Origin of the sequence: Pedobacter sp. (assembly GCF_965227205.1) — a bacterium.
In the GTDB taxonomy this organism is placed as follows: domain Bacteria; phylum Bacteroidota; class Bacteroidia; order Sphingobacteriales; family Sphingobacteriaceae; genus Pedobacter.
This window is the reverse complement of record NZ_OZ245727.1, coordinates 1567712-1586371: the sequence shown is the minus strand read 5'-3', so window position 1 is coordinate 1586371 and position 18660 is coordinate 1567712. Positions and strand designations below refer to the sequence as shown.

Here is an 18660-nt window from a genome sequence, read left to right as displayed (position 1 = left end):
TATGAAATTGGTTGTACTAACAGGAGCAGGGATTAGCGCAGAAAGTGGTTTAAAGACCTTTAGAGATTCAGACGGTTTATGGGAAGGTTACAATTTTTACGATGTGGCTACACCTGAAGCATGGGATAGAAATCCGGAACTTGTACAAAACTTTTATAATGAAAGGAGAAGGCAAGTTTTAGCGGCCCAACCAAATTTAGCACATAAATTATTAGCAGAATTAGAAAGCAATTTCCATGTTGAAATCATCACTCAAAATATAGATGATTTGCATGAAAGGGCAGGTTCTACTAAGGTTACGCATTTACATGGTGTGATAACTAAATCACAATCATGTAAAAATGCTTCGCTTACATATCTTATTGATGGTTCTGAAATTGAAATGGGACAACTCTGCGAACTTGGTTCGCAACTAAGGCCACATGTTGTTTGGTTTGGTGAGTCTGTTCCGATGATAGAATATGCAGCACAACTTTGTCAAAATGCAGATGTTTTTGCTATAATTGGAACATCGCTTGCGGTTTATCCAGCCTCAGGATTAATCGATTTTGTACCAAAAAGTATCCAAAAATATATTATCGACCCGAAAACGCCTGATGTTAAACGATACAACAACATTTTCAATATTGAAGATACAGCTGTAAACGGAGTAGAAAAATTGAAGAACATCTTACTAAATGCAAATTAAAAAACAGTGCATTTTTAACTGGAGTGGTGGTAAAGATAGTACACTCGCTTTGCATTATGCACTTCTGGATAAATCAATAGAAATAAAATACCTTGTTACCACTGTAACTGAAAAGTACAATAGAGTTTCTATGCATGGTGTTAGAGAATCTTTATTGATAAAACAAGCGGAAAGTATTGGTATTCCACTATATCAAATTCGTTTGCCGGAAATGCCTGATATGAAAACCTACGATGATGTGATGAAGATTCACATGAATAGATTTAAGTCGGAGGGCATTACACATTCTATATTCGGAGATATTTTTCTGGAAGATTTGAGAAAATACAGAGAAGAAAAATTAGTTGAAGTGGGCATGAAAGCGCTATTTCCACTTTGGAATAGAAATACCACTGAAATAATTGATGATTTTTTACAACTCGAGTATAAAACCATAATTGTTTGCTGCCAGCAGAATTTAAAAGCATTCTGTGGACAAGTCATCACTAAAGAGTTAATCGATAGTCTTCCAGCAGAAATAGATTCATGTGGCGAGAATGGTGAGTTTCATACTTTCGCTTTTGATGGGCCAGTGTTTAAAAATAAAATCAGTTTTAGCCTTGGCGAATTGGTATTTCGAACATACAATCAGCCCGCTAATATTAATCAGGATGATAATTTATCTACCAGTAAATCAGATACTTTAGGTTTTTGGTATATCGATTTGGAATAAATATTTTAAAAGATTAAAACTTTTTGGCATCATTTTTTCTTTACTATCTATAATTAACTAAAAAAAACACACCCAAATGAAATCTTTTTAGTTTTAGGTAACTAAAAGGTTTATTTTAAAAGATTTATGTTATGAAAAAGATATTGGTAGTAATCGCATTAAGTAGTTCGGTATTATTTGCTTGTAACAATAAAGCAAAAGAAGAAGCTGCATTAAAACAAGCAGAAGCCGAAAAAGCAATGGCTGTTAAAGCTGTTAAAGATAGTTTAAGGTTAGATAGCTTTAAAAGAGCTGAAACCGCAAAAATTGAAGCTGAAAAAGAAGCGCAACACCAAGCAGAATTAGCGGCTGCTAGAAAAGCAGGTCAACGTTCTTCAGCTGGTCGTTCATACTCTAGCAGTAGTTCAAGCTCATATGGTGGTACTCAACCAACAGCTAAAAAACAAGGTTGGAGTGATGCTGCAAAAGGTACAGTGATTGGCGGTGCAGCTGGTGCAGTTGGTGGTGCTTTAATCGATAAGAAAAAAGGTAGAGGTGCTATTATTGGTGGTTTAGTTGGAGCTGGTGGCGGTTATTTAATCGGTAGAGGCGAAGACAGAAAATCAGGTCGTGTGCAACCTAAAAACTAATTTGCATTAAGCATTTTTAATTTACCATAATATAAATGGCAATCAGTTTATCTGGTTGCCATTTTTTTGTTTTAGGATTTTAATTTTGACGATGATAATTAAGCCTCTTTGTAATTACAAGGTACGAAGCAATCTTAAAGTGCATGCTTATCAAACCCAAAGTAGTAAGATTGCTTCGTGCCTCGCAATGACGTAACGTATAAGTTGGTAGTCATTCTGAACTTGTTTCAGAATATCTTTATGATTATTGCATTTATAAAATAAGTTATTTATATAACGATGCTAAAGCCAACTCGTCATTGCGAGGTACGAAGCAATCTTAAAGCGGTTAAAGGCATCGACAGTTACAAGGTTGCTTCGTACCTCGCAATGACGTGATGTATAAGAAGCCCGTCATTCTGAACTCGTTTCAGAATCCCATTTTTAATTATAGGGTATTTATTTGAAAATGAATGCTTAGATTCAATGGCAGCCTCAGTCCCGCCAAACACTTTACTTCTCCCGATGAAAAATCGGGATTCGTGTTCGTTTATGTCGGGTTTAGGTACTTAGGCTTGTGCGTGAAACCCTTCAAAATAGTTCTACTTTATGTTTACTAGCCCCGACATAGCGAAAATACTTTTGGTTGCATAAACTTTCAGCATAGTGCAAACTTTAACTAAAAGATTGTAGCATTGGTGGGGCTGAAGTAACCTATCTTTACTGCCTTTGCGCTTCAAATTATTTATGAAAGAATACTATCTTAAGCTCGTTCGTCGTTGCAAGGGCCAATTTAATCCCGACCATTTGAGAGGCAATCTTAATTCGTTTAAAGGTAGCGACAGTTGTAAGATTGCTTCGTGCCTCGCAATGACGTGGCGCATATACAAAGGTTACAATTCATTTCAAAATACCTCAGAAACAACAAAGCCCCGATGAAATAAATCCATCGAAGCTTTTAGTGCTTTTTAAAGCTAAGCTATTAATACAATGTAAATTCTACACGACGGTTTTCTTGACGACCCGCTGCAGTTTTATTTGTAGAAATCGGTTGATCTGGACCATAACCTGTAGCTTCGATTCTTGATGCATTAGCACCTTGAGATACTAAATAAGCTTTTACAGATTCTGCTCTATCTTTAGATAAACGTAAGTTTAACTCTCTGCCACCAGTATTATCTGTGTGTCCGGCTAATTTTAAGCTAAAGTTTTTCTCTACCAATAAGTTAGCAACACGGTCTAAAGTAGCGTTAGATTTTGAACGGATTGTTGATTTACCTAAATCAAATTCTAAGTTAGAAATGGCATCTCTAACAACTTTACGGTCAGCTTCTGTAACAACAACCTTAGTTTCTTTAACAATTTCGCGTTGAACTTTAATAGGGCAACCAGAACCATCAACAACTGTACCTGATGCTGTTCCAGGACATTTGTCGAATTTGTTAGCTACACCATCGTTATCATCATCAGCTAAATCTTTAGCATATTGTGCTCTGTCTCTTGCTGCATTTTCTTCAGCTGTGGATAATGCTCTTCTCAATTCATTACTTTCTTCAGCAGTTTGTTTACGTAAATCGGCAACAGCGCTGTAGTTTTGTAATTGAGAATTTTCTTTATTACCTAAAGCAAATTCAACACCAACGTGCGAGTATGAATATCTGTTTTCTAGATAAGCACTTTTAACAGTTGGAGAAGATTTGATGAAGTTGATGTCATAACCTAAATCGATGTTAATTCCTTTAGATACACCAAATTTAAATCCAACTCCAGTTGGGATATACCAACCTTCTCTATCTTGAAAAACTTGAGTTGTTCCAACTTGCGAATCTGACGACATGTAACCAGCACCCGCTTTAACGTAAGGAATTAAAACTGCGTTTTCAGTATTTAAGCTGAAGTTAGCAATGTTTAATACTGCAGTTAATGAACCAGCCCAATTGATGCTGTTTTTTTGTTCGATAGTGCTAGAAGCGTTTAGCGTTTTAATTTCGCCACGCAAGAAATCGGCTTGTAAACCTAAAGCTGGTAAGATTTGCTTTTTAACAAAGGCACCGTAACCTACGCTTTTAAATTCTCTAGCTTTAACACTTCCGCCACCTAAAATAGTATTTTGACTGAATATACCAGCTTGAGCACCTACACTCCATGTTCTTAAATTTTGTTTGCCAAATCTGCCAGAAGCTGTTGGCGTTTCTTGTGCAAATAATTGCGATGATAAGCCTAATAAGGCAACCAACATTGTTGATTTTGTAATTCTCGTATTCATATTTATATTCTTATAACAGTGGTTAAACAGCTTTTTTTTAATTCTGTTTGGTCATGAATAAGAAAAAATCTTGCCAAAAAGTAGTTTTGAGGCACAATTACCAATAAATCAATAAGTTAAATGCTTAAAAAATATTCACAAAAAAGTTACTTTCATGTAAAATGACAAGACTTTGATGTATAGAATAGAAGACAAGACTACTGTAGAAATTACTTATCTGTTGGATTTTTCTTTCCAGACAATAGCATTTCTAGGGTTTTTTCTAATCTGGAAAGTTTAGTTTTTTCCTGTTTAGCAGATAAAATCCAGAGCACATATTCTTTTTTGTGTGAGTATGCAAGTGTTTGAAAATGATTAAAGGCTTTTGGTTCTTTTTCTAAAAGCGATTCTAAATCTTCTGGTAATTTGACTGTTTTATTAACCACATCGATATAATCTGAATAATCGTTTGTTTTAATGTGGTCGTTTCTTAAGCCTGATGGTTTAATTTCAGTTATAAACTTTAATCTGAGGGCAGTCCAGGTTTCGTTTACAGCAGCTGATGCACAAGGGTTTAGTCCGTAAACGTCTAACTCTTGCCAGGTTTTCATTAAATCTAAATCAGTTTTAATTTTAGATGATTTTTTGGGCGTGAAAACCCAGAAAATCGTTTTTGTATTTAACTGCTTTAAATGACTTTCGATCTGCGTTTTCAGCTGATTTTGAGAAGTAGTGAAAATAATCAGTACATCGAAATTATCTGTATTATCATAACTGAATAAAACATCATCAGGAATATTGCCAAAGATAGATGGTGCATTATCTGGTGCATCTACAACGTTAACAATAAACCCAGATTTTACTTGTAACTTTTTTAGAAGCAGATTATCCATTTCAATTTACAACCTAAGTTTTGCAAAGAAATCCCAAAAAACAATACCGGCAGAAATGGTAATGTTAAAAGAATGCTTCGTTCCAAATTGAGGAATTTCAATACATTCATCTATTTTTTTCATTACCTCATCACTCACACCATCAACTTCGTTACCAAAAATTAAAGCATATTTTTTGTTCTTGTCGGGCGTAAATGTATTTAGCATCGTACTATTTTCAGCTTGCTCGATGGCTACAATCTCATAACCTTGTGCTCTTAATTCATCAACTGCTGTAGTTGTTTCACCGTAATGAATCCAATCTACAGATTGTGTTGCGCCTAGTGCAGTTTTTTCAATTTCGCGATGCGGAGGTTGTGCCGTAATACCGCACAACACAACTTTTTCTAAAGCAAAACCATCGGCTGTACGAAATATAGAGCCTACGTTATGCATGCTTCTAACATTATCTAAAATTGCTACAACCGGCAGTTTCTCTTGTGTTTTAAACGACTCAACATCCGTTCTGTTAAGTTCATCAAGTTTTAATTTTTTCATTTCAATAATATAGATGTACTCAAATTTTAATGAGTAACATTTAGTTTTTCTATGTTATAATTTAGTTGGTCCGTTACCGATTTCGCTTACATAAATCTCTGCCGGATAACCAATACGTGCTACATAATAATCAGTTAAGTGTTTAGCAAAATCTTCTTCAAAACCTTTTTCTAAAAGTGCAATTGCGCATCCTCCGAAACCAGCGCCAGTCATTCTTGCTCCAATAACATGTTCGTAATCGGCACAAAAATCTACAACTGTATCTAATTCATTGCCGCTAACTTCATACAAAGTTCTTAAAGATTGGTGAGAAGCATACATCAACCGTCCAAATTCTTCTAATTCGCCAGCATTCAGGGCTTTCGCTGCCAAATGTACTCTGTCATTTTCTTTAACAACATGTGTTGCTCTGTTTAAAATCGTTTCATCGGCGATAACATGATTATGTAACGCAAATTTCTCAGCATTCAAATCGCATAAATTGTTAAGTTTTATTTCCTGATTTAGCAATTTCCTTGCAGTTTGACATTCTTCAACACGTTCGTTGTATTTCGAATCTGCAAGTTCTCTAGGTTTTTTAGTGTTGATTATCGCCAAAACGTATTTACCTAAATCAACATCAACCATTTTATATTTTAGTGTCTCACAATCTAAAACAATAGCTTTATCTTTTTCTCCGTAAGCAACCGCAAATTGGTCCATAATTCCAGAATTTAGACCAATAAATTCATTCTCCACTCTTTTGGCAATCTTAACTAAATCAAGATTATCATAACCTAGATTAAAATAATTATTTAAAGCAAATGCTGTAGCAATTTCAATCGAAGCCGATGATGACAAACCCGAACCAATTGGAATATTTCCAAAATAAAGAAAATCTAACCCGGTTATTTCCTTTCCATCCTTAATAAATTCATTTATAATGCCGATTGGATAATTAGCCCATAAACTGCCATTCTTTTGATGTAAAACATTGCTTTCAACCTCAGTTTGTTCGTTAAAATTCAAACTCTTAAATCTAAATTTGCTGTCGTTATTTGGTGATATTGCCAACCAGGTTCCTAAAGTAATTGTACAAGGCATTACCAAGCCACCGTTATAATCAATATGTTCACCTATTAAATTTACACGTCCGGGTGTAAAATAAACTGCATCAGCATTTTTTTGATATTGTTCTGCAAATTTTTCTTCGAGTTGAGATTTCATCCGTTTAAAATATTTATAAAAGCAAGTATTAATAGTATGTTTGTTCAGTAAACAAAAGCCCTAAGTTACAATTTATGAGCATTAAGCAAATACCTACCGGAAATATAATTAATGGCGAAGAAGTTATCGCAATTGAATTGACCAATAGTAATGGCACCTATGTTAAAATATATAATTACGGAGCCATTATCAATAATTTCATAGTAAAGAATGCCAAAGGCGATATGCAAGATATCGTTTTAGGTTTCGATGATTTTAACCAGTATTTTGATGAGGAATACCTTGAAAACAATCCACATATTGGTGCAGTAATAGGCAGATATGCTAACCGAATTAAGGGTGCATCTTTCAAAATTGATGGTGAAACTTATCAGTTAGCAAAAAATAACCAGAGTGATAGTTTACACGGTGGGATTGATGGTTTTGATAAAAAGGTTTGGGATATTGTTGATTTTAATGAAGACACCCAATCTGTTACGCTACAATATGAAAGCGTAGATGGAGAAGAAGGATTTCCTGGTAATTTGATTGTTGATTTAACTTTTGAATTAACAGACAACGATGAATTAATTTTAAGTTACGAAGCAGAAACTGATAAAGCTACGGCGTTAAATTTAACACACCATGGCTATTTTAATTTGGCACCAAACGGCGGAAAAGTTGATAAACACAAACAACAGATTTTTGCAGAAAATTATCTGGAGCAAGATGCAAATTACTGTGTTACAGGTAAATTGATTCCGGTTAAGGATAGCCCGTTGGATTTTACTCAATTAAAAGAAATTGGAAAAGACTGGAACCCTGAAGAGGGTTACGACCAAACTTACGTTTTAGATAAAAACTACGGAGATTTATCTTTAGCAAGCAAAACAATTGAAGATGAAAGCGGTTTAGTTCTTAGCATCTACACCACAGAGCCTGTTGCGCATTTTTACACATCAAAATATTTAAAGGTTAAGAACGGCAAAGAAGGGAAGGATTATAATGGTTTTGAAGCTTTTTGTGTAGAAACTCAACATCATCCAAATGCTGTAAATATTGACGAATTTCCATCAACCATTTTATACCCAGATGATTTGTACACGCAAACCACAATTTATAAGGTATCAACTAACAAATAAATTATGTTTACGATAGAAGAAATAAAATCTGCAGAATCGAAAATTAAAACCGGAGCAGATTTCCCTCAGTTTATTAAAGAAATTAAAGATTTAGGTGTAATTAGAAATGATGTTTATGTTTCTAACGGCTTATCTGTTTATTTCGGTAATGACGATCATTCTGAACAGGCAAGTCCCGAAGAATATCCTCAACTGATTATTAATGATGAATCTTCCGTTGAAAAACTGGAACATGCTTTAAAAATTCATCAACAAGGAGAAACAGATTATTTTACTTTTTGCAAGCAAGCTGCAGATGCGGGAGTAGAGAAATGGGTTATAGATATTCCTAAAATGACTTGTACTTACCTTGATACAGAACAAAAGGAACTGGTTAAAGAAACTATTCCCAACGCATAAAATAGATTTCATATTTGTCACATTGAGCCTGTCGAAATGCTATGTGTAGTCTTTCGACAGACTCAGAATTATAGAAAAGTATTAAATTCTTTCCAAGACAGTTTCAATCGCTTTAGCAACAATTTTTTCTGGGTTGCTACTAAATTCATACTTAACGCGGCTTGCTAAAATTGCATTAACAGAAAGTGCATTATGGCCTAAAACTTTTGCCAAAGCATAAATACCTGCAGTTTCCATTTCTAAATTTGTGATTCTTTCCTGATTACTTTTAAAACCATTAATTAAACTAACAAAATCTGGAACAGCATTTTTTGCTCTAACTTTCCGGCCTTGTGGGGCATAAAAACCCGGTGCAGTTACCGTAATTCCGGTAACCATACCTTTACCAATAGTATTAATTAAGGAACTACTCGCTGCAGTTAAATAAGGCTTAATATTTTTTAAATGCCCAAAATGGGTATTTATATCGTTAAGCAAATTTTGCTCATCTCCATCTAAATTATGAACGTAATAATTCATTAAAGCATCCAAACCTAAACCATAAGAAGAAGCCAAAATTGTTCCCATAGGTATATCAGGTTGAACGGCACCAGAGGTTCCGATACGAATAATATCAAGTGATTTTAGTTCGTTTTTTACCTCACGGGTTTCAAAATTTATATTAACAAGTGCATCAAGTTCGTTAAATACAATATCAATATTATCGGTTCCAATTCCTGTTGATAAAACTGTAATTCTCTTTTTTCCTACAAAGCCTGTGTGTGTAATAAATTCTCTCTTACCTTTCTTAAGTTCAACACTATCAAAATATTTGCTTACTTCGCTAACCCGATCAGGATCTCCAACAGTAATAACGGTGTCCGCTACATCTTCAGGCAATAAATTTAAATGGTATATGGTTCCGTCATGATTTATAATTAAGTCACTTTCAGGGATTTTCATGGTATTTTTGGTTAGATTATTTATGAACGAAGATTAGGTCGTTTCGATGTATTTCAATGTAATGCCTTCAATTTTATCAAACTTAATTAAAACTTGGTTCAATTGTGCTTTTCTGATTTCAAATTTAATCATACAGTTTATATCAAAATTCTGATTAATTACCTCTAGACTTTCGTCTTTAATTAATTTCATAATATCGTTCATTTGCAAATAATCGAAATTAACTTCATACACGTCGTTTATGGTTTTGCTAATCTTCGTCGAGCTTTGCAAAGCCTCTACTGTTGCCGATTTGTAAGCGTTTATTAATCCGGGTACACCTAACAAAGTCCCTCCAAAATAACGAACTACCACAACTAAAACGTAAGTTAAATCTTCTGATAACAAACAGTTTAAAATTGGTCGGCCAGCCGTTCCAGATGGTTCTCCATCATCATTAATTCTAAAAACCGAACGGTCTGTTGTTAATCTGTAAGCATAACAAAAATGCCTTGCTTTAGCATGTTCGCTTCTTAAAGCATTTATTATTGGCTTAACTTCTTCATCCGAACGGATAGGATAGGCGTAAGCTATAAATTTGCTCCCTTTATCTCTAAAAATCCCCTCTGAAGCTTCCTTTGTGGTTTTATATGAATCGTCAAAAAGCATTCAATTGAGATAATGTGATTAAAATAACGGCACAAATTGCAAACGCAATTCCTATATAATTTATGCGAGATAGTTTCTCTTTAAAAACTAATACACCAATTAAACTTCCAACAACAATTACACCCAAATTCATTGCAGCAAACACTGTAGATGGATTTTCAGCAAGCGCTTTGTGCGCTTTCATGTAAAACAAAATATTACCAAAGTTGAATAATCCTAAAATTAACCCACAGCCAATATTTACAAGTTGAATTTTAGTCTTTTTCATTAAAACCATGCTTGCAACGATTAGTATTGAAACTATAAATGCAAGGCAGAAAACAATAAATAGTGATGTTGTGTATGGAAATTCTTTGTGCAGAGCAATTTGTTTAAAAAGCACATCGATAACGCCAAAACCTACAAAAACGGATATGGGAAAAATCCATTTATTGGTATTACTCGATTTATCGTTTTTACGGATGAACGTTAATACAATTGCAGCAAATCCTACAGCTAAACCTGCAAATTTTAGTTGGTTAAAATCTTCCTTAAAAATAAAGTAAGCTGCAAGTATTGGAATGAATAGAGACAAGCGCTGCGCAATGTCAGTTTTTACAATTCCTAAATTTTTTACTGATGCGGCTAATACTAAAAATATTGATGGTAGTAATATTCCTAATGAAATATAAATAGGCCAAGGTGCTGCCGAATTAATTAGACTAACATCAGGCTTGAAAAATAGAAAACATAAAAATAATGCAGTCAGATAATTAATTGTAACGGCTTGTATAATGCTAATTTTGTACCTTTTTGCAAGCTTTAAAAGTACAGCTACTGTAACACTACAAAAAACACTTAATATTATGAATATCATTAATTTATGTTATTTATATAAATGGAAAGTTTATCATTTTCTATTTGAATTTGCTCAGTTAAATTTCCCTTAATTGCTGGCGATGGAACACCTTCAGTCCAACTGTTTGAGGAAGAAAAAATTCTTGCTTCATCCCATAGTCCGGCATCAAGAAATTGCTTTAAAATATTTGCGCCGCCTTCAATAATTACAGATTGAATATCCATCAAATAAAGCTGAAAGGCAACCTTTTGTGCAAGATAAAAGTGTATATCTTCCATCTGAATGTAATGGATATTATCTACAACATCAGTCTTTACTTCATTAAAAATTATTGTTTTTGCTTCCTTATTAAAAATATTATTCGAAGCTGGAATTTGAAGGTTTTTGTCAATAACCAATCTTACCGGATTTTTTCCGGGCCACAATCTACTGGTTAATTGCGGATTATCAATTACTGCGGTTTGCTTTCCAATTAAAATAGCATCTTCTTCCGTACGCCATTGGTGTGCCAATCGCTTTGCTAAAGCTCCACTAATCCATTTTTGATGACCATCTAAACTGGCAAAAAAACCGTTAGCAGTTTCTGCCCATTTCAGGATGATGTATGGTCGTTGTTTTTCTATTCTTGTAAAAAATCTTCTGTTAAAATGCCTGCATTCAGCGTCTAGAATTCCACTTACAACTTCAATACCGGCATTTTTTAGCTTTTCTATGCCTTTTCCATCAACTCCAGAAAAAGGATCTCTGTTTCCAATTACAACTCTTTTTAGCTGATGTTTTACAAATAAATCTGCACATGGAGGTGTTTTACCAAAGTGTGCACAAGGTTCTAAATTTACATAAGCTGTTGCCGTTTTAAGCAATTGCTCAGCATGTGCTCCGAATTTATCGAAAACAGCTTTTACAGCGTTAGGTTCTGCATGTGATTCGCCGTATTTTCTGTGATAACCCTCACCAATTATTTCTCCGTTTGAAACAATTACACAGCCAACCATGGGATTTGGGTTAACATTACCAATTGCATTAGAGGCTAATTCTAAGCAGCGCTTAATATAAAATTCATCGCTCATTAACGCAAAAGTAGTTAAATTATGACAAGGATACTTACTCTATTTATTACTTTTGCAGTAGATGAATATTAAAGAATTAGAGAAAGAATATATACAGAGTTTAAGCGATTTATATGGTGCCGATGAAGCAAAAGCTTTATTCATATTATCAACATCGAATATTTTAAAACTTACACAAAGTGAAATACTTTTGAAACAAGATAGGGCAGTTGCTGTTAAAGAATCTAATAAACTTTTAAAAATTTTGGAAGATTTAAAAAAGGGCAAGCCCATTCAGCATATTCTTGGAGAAACTTTATTCTATAGATTACCATTTAACGTTAATGAAAACGTTTTGGTACCCAGACCAGAAACCGAAGAACTGGTAGATTGGATTATAAATGAAGTTAAAGACAGCAAAAAAACTTTGCTTGATATTGGAACAGGCTCTGGCTGCATTGCAATAACGTTAAAGAAGAATTTGCAGCATCTTGATGTTTCTGCAATTGATATTTCTGATAAAGCATTAAGCGTTGCAAAAGATAATGCTACGTTAAATAAGGTAGAAATTAACTTTATTGAAACAGATATATTGACTTACAGTACAAATGAAAGCTATGATATAATCGTTAGTAATCCACCATATATTCGTGAATTGGAAAAGGCAGAAATGCATAAAAATGTTTTAGAACATGAGCCGCATCAGGCTTTGTTTGTTAGCGATGAAAACCCACTTGTTTTCTATGAGGCAATTGCAAATTTCGCAGTCAAAAATCTAAATCCAAACGGCTATTTGTTTTTTGAAATTAACGAATACTTATGGGCAGAAACACTTCAGATATTAATAGATAAACAATTTAAAAACATAGAGTTAAAAAAAGACATGCAAGGAAAAGATCGCATGATAATGGCAAGAACAAATCCTTAAGAGCGTGGGTGATATTGCGTGATTACTTCCTTTAAGTAATCTCTATCAATGTGCGTGTAAATTTCGGTTGTAGTTATGCTTGAGTGACCGAGCATTTCCTGTACTGCCCTTAAATCTGCTCCACCTTCTATTAAATGCGTTGCAAAAGAATGGCGTAATGTATGCGGACTAATTGTTTTTTTTAAACCAATAGCATCAGCTAAGCCTTTAATTAATGTAAAGATGGTTATCCTTGATAATTTTGCTCCAAAACGATTAAGAAATACAAAATCATCATTTCCCTTTTTTATAGTTTGATGAACTCTTACCTGTTTCAGGTAAATATCTATCAATTTCAATGCAACGCTACCAATTGGCACCAATCGCTCTTTATTTCCTTTTCCAATAACTTTTATAAATTCTATCTGCGGATAAAGATTTGAAATTTTTAAATCGGTTAATTCCGAAACACGTAAGCCACAGCCATATAAAACCTCAATTATTGCCTTATTACGCATTCCTTCTGGTTTGGAGGCATCAATTGCATCAATTAGCTGGTTAATCTCATGTATATTTAAAATGTCTGGTAATTTCCGACTTAGCTTTGGCGCTTCAATTAAAGCCATTGGGTCAGTTTCAATAATTTCTTCCTGTATTAGATAGGAAAAAAAGGCTTTTAAACCAGAAATAACTCTGGCCTGCGTTGTGGCCAACATCCCCAATTCATTCAACCAGCTGATGAATAATTTAATATCAGCAACCTTAATATCGGCGAGTTTGGGTTCTTTATTTACCGATTCGAAGTACTGCCTGAGTTTGTCAACATCGTTTAAATAAGCATTAACAGAATTTACAGATAAAGAACGTTCTAGCTTTAAGTAATCGTTAAATCCTTTAATATATGTTTGCCAAAGCATGTTTTGTTTGAGATTTTTTATAACATTGCAACGTTACAATAAATAATGCGATAAAATTAAAATGAAAGTACAAATTATCAACGGCCCAAATCTTAATCTTTTAGGTGTAAGAGAACCTTCAATTTATGGAAACACAAGCATCGAAGATTACATTAAGGAACTAAAAGCCATTTATACAATTGTAGAAATTGAGTATTTCCAAAGCAATGTTGAAGGTGAACTTATTAATAAGCTTCATGAAGTTGGATTTTCTTTTGATGGAATTATTTTAAACGCAGGCGGTTACACGCACACTTCTGTTGCTATTGCAGATGCCATTGCAGCTATAAAAACACCGGTTGTTGAGGTTCATATCTCGAACATTTATGCTAGAGAAGAATACAGACATGTTTCTTTAACCGGAAAAAATTGCCAGGGTGTTTTAACGGGATTTGGTATGAATGGTTATCGCCTCGCTTTAGAAAGTTTACTAATTAATACCAATAAATGATGATAAAAAACACGCTCTTCATCTCTCTAATCCTTTTTTCTTTTTTTTGTAGTGCACAAACAACAACTACATCAACTGTAAGTAAAACACCTGGTCCGCTTAACGAAAGTTCAATTGTTAGGGGAGAAGATGGTTTGGTTTATCCTTACAATGTCTGGCAAGCCTTAATGCGAACTGGAAAATACTCCATTCGAAGTCGAAATACTAAAACTGAAAAAGGAGAACCAGAATATCTTCTTGTTGAATTATCTGCGCAACAGCGTAAGGAACTATCAGATCGGATGCCTAAACCACGTCCAAGCGACTCATTTAAAGAAGGAGAAATTTTTAAAGGCTTCAAGGTTTCTGATATCAACGGTAATAAATTCGATTTAAGAACAAACACAGGGAAAGTGATTGTGTTAAATTTTTGGTTTATTAACTGTCCGCCTTGCAAGGCAGAAATACCAGAATTAAATGAATTGGTTAAAGATTATGGTGAAAACAAAGATGTTTTGTTTTTAGCTGTTGCTTTAGATACGAAGTCTGAAATAAAAGATTTTTTAAAAACCAATCCATACAATTATAATATTATCGATGATGCCAGATTTATTGCTGATAAATATGGCGTTAGATCTTATCCAACTCATGTTGTAATTGATAAAACCGGAACAATTAGGTTTAGTACGGTTGGTTTGGCTTTTAATACGATATCCTATATTAAAAAATCGATAGACGAAGCTTTAAATACTAAGTAAGGTTAGAGAACCATTTTATCTTCTTGATAAAAAAAGCCCAAACGATGCTGTTCTTATAAACACCTGTATGTTGTAAGTATGGTTTTTGGTAGTTAGATCTTTTCTCTGCTGTTTTAAACAATGCTTTGATAAAATGCCAATGGCCTTTACTTACAGCCATCGTAAATTTTGGTTTGCCCGATAAAAGGAAATGCCACCAGGCGATAAAATCAATCCACATTCTAATTGATATGCGGAAAATAGCATCGCCAACTGGCAAATTCTTTTGCATAATAATTAGATTGTTTCTGAAATTCAGGTATGTTTTAAAAGGATTTTCGGTTTGCAAAGTTCCGCCGCCAACATGGTAAACTTCACTATCAGGACAATAAACAACTTTGTAATTCAGGTTTTTTAATCTCCAGCACAAATCAATTTCTTCCATTTGGGCAAATAAATCGGCGTCTAGTCCGCCAGTTTCTTTCCAGCATTTACTTTTGATAAAAAAAGCGGCTCCACTTGCCCAAAAAATCTCCTTAGTTTCATTGTATTGTCCGCTGTCGTACTCATAAACATTAAACAATCTGCCGCGGCAAAACGGAAAACTATAAACATCTAAATAACCACCAGCTGCGCCAGCATATTCAAATTGATTTTTAGCAAGTTGAGATTTAATTTTTGGTTGTGCTGCAGCAATCCTATCATCGCTTTGCATTAAATTGATAACAGGTTTTATCCAATTTGGCGTTACTTCAACATCAGAATTTAAAAGGACAAAATAATCAGCTTCAACACGTTCTAAAATTTTATTGTAACCGCCTGCAAAACCATAGTTTACTTCGTTTTTTAAAATTTTTACCGTCGGAAAATTTACCGCTAAAAATTCTACCGAATCATCAGTTGAGCCGTTATCGCCAACAATAACCTGCAAATTATCATATTCTGATTTTAAAACTCCAGGAAGGAATTTTTCGAGCCAGTTTTTACCATTCCAGTTTAAAATTACAACTGCTACTGAAGGATTCATTTATGTTGTTTCGGGTTTAAATTTCCAACGTTTATGGCTCCAAAGCCAATACTGTGGGTTTTCTTTTATTATATCTTCTAAAAATTTGAAGTGCAAATTAGTAATTTCTCCATCAACTGTAGCCGAAGGATTTAAACACATTGGCAAAACTTCAATGTTGTAATAGCCAGGTTTAGCCGGACTAACTTTAAAATAATAGATTGGTCTGTTGGTAGATTTTGCAATTTTTTCTACACCAAGAAGCGCTGGCGTTGGCTGATTTAAAAAATCAACAAAGAATTTACTTTCTTCTTTAACAGGAGATTGGTCGCTGGCAAAACAAAGTAAACTTGGTTCGTTTTTGTAAGTTGCCATACAACGTAAAGTTTGCCTCATGGCTACAAAAATATTTCCGTACTTGGTTCTACACTCGTCAAACCATTTTTCGAAAATTTTATTATTAATCGGCTTATAAATTACTATTGTTTTAGCCGTTATATTTAAACCAAGCGCTAAAGTGCCAAGTTCCCAATTGCCGTAATGGCCTGTACAAGCCAAAACACTTTCGCCATTAGCAAAATGTTTTTCTAACTGCTCCAGTCCTTTAAATTTAACTCGTTTAAGAGTTTCTTTTTTTGAGATTGAACTCAGTTTTATAATTTCAAAAATCAGCTGTGCTAAATATTTAAAATATTTTTTTTCTATTGATTTTATTTCAAGTGATGTTTTCTCAGGAAAAGAATTGCGAAGGTTTTCGTTAACTACTTTTTTTCTATAACCAATTACATAATAAAGGAGATAATATAGTAATCTTGCAAAAACCAATAATACTTTTAGTGGCAAAAGCGAAATTAGGTATAATAAAAATACGCCTACATGCGCAAAACCCCTTTTAATCATTAATTTTGAAATGTTTGAACTACAAACATATATTTTCAAATGCAGAATACAGCTATACTTCCATTATTTTATCTTCCTCCAGTAGGCTATATCAGTAAACTACAATCAGTTAGTGATAATTTTTTATTAGAAAAATATGAGCATTTTCCGAAGCAAACGTTTAGAAACCGTGCAAGTATTTATTCGCCTAATGGGAAATTAGATTTAACAGTCCCGGTTGTAAAGGGTTCTAAAATGCGTACCGCACTTAAAGATGTTAAAATAAGTTACGATTTTAATTGGCAGCGATTACATTGGATGAGCTTTGAAAGTTCTTATCGCAGTTCTGCATATTTTGAATATTATGAGGATGAACTTGCGCCGTTTTACAATAAAAAGTACGATTTTTTGTTCGATTATAATTTTGAACTTTTAGAATGGATTAGTAAAAAACTGAAATTAAACATCGACTATAATTTTACAACAGATTATATTGATGATTTAGCTTCAGATTTGGATTACCGCAATTTTATGAATCCGAAGAAAACAGAAGATTATTTAAACAATAAGCCATATTATCAGGTTTTTGAAGATAAACACGAATTTATTGCAAACCTTAGTATAGTCGATTTACTTTTTAACCAAGGTCCGCAAGCAAAATTATACCTATAGTTATGGCTAAAAACAAACCTCGTAATAGAAGCAGACATAAACATTATAAGGTTCCCGAACCAGGAACAAGTCCGGGTTTATACGCTATTGATGAAAATGCTTTAGAGCCAATAATAACACTTCATACCTACAACGATAAATCGTACAAAAAAGAAGAGTTAAAAAACATCAATAATATTGATAAGCTAACTGAAAATAAAGATTTCTATTATTGGTTTGATATTAAAGGTTTAGCTGACCCGAGCATTTTTGAAACGCTTTACGCTAAATTAAATATCAGTCGTTTGGTTTTGGAAGACATTACGAGTTCGTACCAGCGACCAAAGCTTGATGAATATGATAATGATGAATATGTGTTTGCAGTAAGCAGGCATCTTTACATAAATGATGAAAGCGATTTATGCAACGAACAAATCTCTTTTGTACTCACATCAAAATGCCTGATTACTTTTCAGGAGAATTACGAAGATTGTTTTAACCCCGTTAGAAAGCGTTTAGAAGTAGGGAAGGGCAATATTCGTATTGGTGGTCACAGCTATTTAATGTATGCCATGATGGATGCAATAGTGGATAATTATTTCACACTGTTAAATTATTGGGGAGAAGAACTCGATGCTATTGAAGATAGATTGTTTGATAATCCGGATAAGCGCATTATGTACGATACGCAAGGCATTAAACGTTCTTTAATAACAATAAGAAAAGTTGCCTGGCCAGAACGCGATAAGTTGAATGATATCATCAGAAGCGACAGCAATTTAATTTCTGATTTGACGAAAACTTATATGAAGGATGCTTACGACCATTGCATTCAGATTATCGATTTCATCGAATCTCTAAAGGAAATTGCTTCGGCTAATATTGATATGAATTTATCAATCATCAGCAACCGAATGAATGAGATAATGAAAGTTTTAACAATTATTTCTTCAATATTTATTCCGCTTACCTTTATTGCAGGTATTTATGGAATGAATTTTAGTAGGGAAGACCCAACCACAGGTAAAATATTAACAGATAATATGCCTGAGTTATACGCCGAACATGGTTATTTATATACCTGGTTGGTAATGCTGGTAATTGCGATAATACAAATAATTTATTTCTGGAGAAGAGGTTGGTTTAAATAACAATACTTTAAGATAGATTAACCGTTAAAAATGTATTAGAATTTCTATTTTAGGGGA

21 protein-coding genes are annotated in these 18660 nt (G+C 33.7%); 10 read left to right on the top strand and 11 right to left on the bottom strand.

Annotation, left to right across the window (positions count from 1 at the left end; genetic code table 11):
- Window position 1 precedes the first annotated feature (1 nt).
- From ACO05K_RS06870 to ACO05K_RS06860, 3 genes are all read left to right on the top strand, one after another.
- Window positions 2-688, top strand: a complete 687-nt coding sequence (locus tag ACO05K_RS06870; RefSeq protein ID WP_421943708.1) for an SIR2 family NAD-dependent protein deacylase — start codon at window positions 2-4, stop codon at window positions 686-688.
- The gene (locus ACO05K_RS06865; protein ID WP_421943707.1) at window positions 678-1400 is read left to right on the top strand and encodes a diphthine--ammonia ligase; all 723 of its coding nucleotides are present in this window, start codon (window positions 678-680) and stop codon (window positions 1398-1400) included. The genes ACO05K_RS06870 and ACO05K_RS06865 overlap by 11 nt, the downstream gene beginning before the upstream one ends.
- 131 nt (window positions 1401-1531) lie before the next feature.
- The gene (locus ACO05K_RS06860; protein WP_421943706.1) at window positions 1532-2029 is read left to right on the top strand and encodes a YMGG-like glycine zipper-containing protein; all 498 of its coding nucleotides are present in this window, start codon (window positions 1532-1534) and stop codon (window positions 2027-2029) included.
- Window positions 2030-2990: 961 nt separating this feature from the next.
- Here ACO05K_RS06860 and ACO05K_RS06855 read toward each other — a convergent pair.
- From ACO05K_RS06855 to ACO05K_RS06840, 4 genes are all read right to left on the bottom strand, one after another.
- Complete coding sequence (locus ACO05K_RS06855; protein ID WP_421943705.1) at window positions 2991-4274, bottom strand: OmpA family protein; 1284 nt, start codon at window positions 4272-4274, stop codon at window positions 2991-2993.
- 209 nt (window positions 4275-4483) lie between these two features.
- Window positions 4484-5146: a YdeI/OmpD-associated family protein gene (locus tag ACO05K_RS06850; RefSeq protein ID WP_421943704.1), complete on the bottom strand. Its 663-nt coding sequence runs from the start codon at window positions 5144-5146 to the stop codon at window positions 4484-4486.
- A 6-nt stretch (window positions 5147-5152) separates the two neighbouring features.
- Complete coding sequence (locus ACO05K_RS06845) at window positions 5153-5683, bottom strand: RNA methyltransferase (protein ID WP_421943703.1); 531 nt, start codon at window positions 5681-5683, stop codon at window positions 5153-5155.
- A gap of 54 nt (window positions 5684-5737) precedes the next feature.
- Window positions 5738-6889, bottom strand: coding sequence for a galactokinase (locus ACO05K_RS06840; protein WP_421943702.1), 1152 nt, complete (start codon window positions 6887-6889; stop codon window positions 5738-5740).
- A gap of 74 nt (window positions 6890-6963) precedes the next feature.
- Between ACO05K_RS06840 and ACO05K_RS06835 the strand changes: the two genes are divergently transcribed.
- Both ACO05K_RS06835 and ACO05K_RS06830 read left to right on the top strand, forming a co-directional pair.
- Window positions 6964-8010 carry an aldose epimerase family protein gene (locus ACO05K_RS06835; protein WP_421943701.1) on the top strand — a complete coding sequence of 349 codons (1047 nt, stop codon included), beginning with the start codon at window positions 6964-6966 and terminating at the stop codon, window positions 8008-8010.
- Between the two features lie 3 nt (window positions 8011-8013).
- Window positions 8014-8409 carry a DUF1398 domain-containing protein gene (locus tag ACO05K_RS06830; RefSeq protein WP_421943700.1) on the top strand — a complete coding sequence of 132 codons (396 nt, stop codon included), beginning with the start codon at window positions 8014-8016 and terminating at the stop codon, window positions 8407-8409.
- Between the two features lie 81 nt (window positions 8410-8490).
- On the opposite strand, the gene ACO05K_RS06825 is transcribed toward ACO05K_RS06830, so the two are convergent.
- The 4 genes from ACO05K_RS06825 to ribD are packed head-to-tail and all read right to left on the bottom strand — an operon-like array spanning window position 8491 to window position 11907.
- Window positions 8491-9351, bottom strand: coding sequence for a nucleoside phosphorylase (locus ACO05K_RS06825; protein ID WP_421943699.1), 861 nt, complete (start codon window positions 9349-9351; stop codon window positions 8491-8493).
- Between the two features lie 33 nt (window positions 9352-9384).
- The gene (locus ACO05K_RS06820; RefSeq protein ID WP_421943698.1) at window positions 9385-9999 is read right to left on the bottom strand and encodes an IMPACT family protein; all 615 of its coding nucleotides are present in this window, start codon (window positions 9997-9999) and stop codon (window positions 9385-9387) included.
- Entirely contained in the window at window positions 9989-10855 is an 867-nt protein-coding gene (locus ACO05K_RS06815; RefSeq protein WP_421943697.1) for an EamA family transporter, read from the bottom strand. Before ACO05K_RS06815 ends, ACO05K_RS06820 begins: the two co-directional genes overlap by 11 nt.
- Window positions 10855-11907: a bifunctional diaminohydroxyphosphoribosylaminopyrimidine deaminase/5-amino-6-(5-phosphoribosylamino)uracil reductase RibD gene (gene ribD / locus ACO05K_RS06810; RefSeq protein WP_421943696.1), complete on the bottom strand. Its 1053-nt coding sequence runs from the start codon at window positions 11905-11907 to the stop codon at window positions 10855-10857. Before ribD ends, ACO05K_RS06815 begins: the two co-directional genes overlap by 1 nt.
- A 61-nt stretch (window positions 11908-11968) precedes the next feature.
- On the opposite strand from ribD, the gene prmC reads away from it, so the two are divergent.
- A complete protein-coding gene (gene prmC / locus ACO05K_RS06805) occupies window positions 11969-12814 on the top strand; it encodes a peptide chain release factor N(5)-glutamine methyltransferase (protein ID WP_421943695.1) in 846 nt (281 codons plus the stop codon).
- Here the strand turns inward: prmC and xerD are convergent.
- The gene (gene xerD / locus ACO05K_RS06800) at window positions 12811-13710 is read right to left on the bottom strand and encodes a site-specific tyrosine recombinase XerD (RefSeq protein WP_421943694.1); all 900 of its coding nucleotides are present in this window, start codon (window positions 13708-13710) and stop codon (window positions 12811-12813) included. The genes prmC and xerD overlap by 4 nt on opposite strands.
- A gap of 61 nt (window positions 13711-13771) precedes the next feature.
- Here xerD and aroQ point away from each other — a divergent pair, with 61 nt between their 5' ends.
- Complete coding sequence (gene aroQ, locus ACO05K_RS06795) at window positions 13772-14200, top strand: type II 3-dehydroquinate dehydratase (RefSeq protein WP_421943693.1); 429 nt, start codon at window positions 13772-13774, stop codon at window positions 14198-14200.
- Entirely contained in the window at window positions 14197-14937 is a 741-nt protein-coding gene (locus ACO05K_RS06790; RefSeq protein WP_421943692.1) for a TlpA family protein disulfide reductase, read from the top strand. Before aroQ ends, ACO05K_RS06790 begins: the two co-directional genes overlap by 4 nt.
- On the opposite strand, the gene ACO05K_RS06785 is transcribed toward ACO05K_RS06790, so the two are convergent.
- Together ACO05K_RS06785 and ACO05K_RS06780 are read right to left on the bottom strand one after the other, a co-directional pair.
- Window positions 14930-15943, bottom strand: coding sequence for a glycosyltransferase family 2 protein (locus ACO05K_RS06785; RefSeq protein ID WP_421943691.1), 1014 nt, complete (start codon window positions 15941-15943; stop codon window positions 14930-14932). The genes ACO05K_RS06790 and ACO05K_RS06785 overlap by 8 nt on opposite strands.
- Window positions 15944-16822 carry a lysophospholipid acyltransferase family protein gene (locus ACO05K_RS06780; RefSeq protein ID WP_421943690.1) on the bottom strand — a complete coding sequence of 293 codons (879 nt, stop codon included), beginning with the start codon at window positions 16820-16822 and terminating at the stop codon, window positions 15944-15946.
- Between the two features lie 39 nt (window positions 16823-16861).
- On the opposite strand from ACO05K_RS06780, the gene ACO05K_RS06775 reads away from it, so the two are divergent.
- Together ACO05K_RS06775 and corA are read left to right on the top strand one after the other, a co-directional pair.
- Window positions 16862-17473 (top strand): WbqC family protein, encoded by a 612-nt coding sequence (locus ACO05K_RS06775; protein ID WP_421943689.1) that lies wholly within the window; start codon window positions 16862-16864, stop codon window positions 17471-17473.
- A gap of 2 nt (window positions 17474-17475) precedes the next feature.
- Window positions 17476-18603, top strand: coding sequence for a magnesium/cobalt transporter CorA (corA, locus tag ACO05K_RS06770; RefSeq protein ID WP_421943688.1), 1128 nt, complete (start codon window positions 17476-17478; stop codon window positions 18601-18603).
- The last annotated feature ends 57 nt before the right edge of the window (window positions 18604-18660 follow it).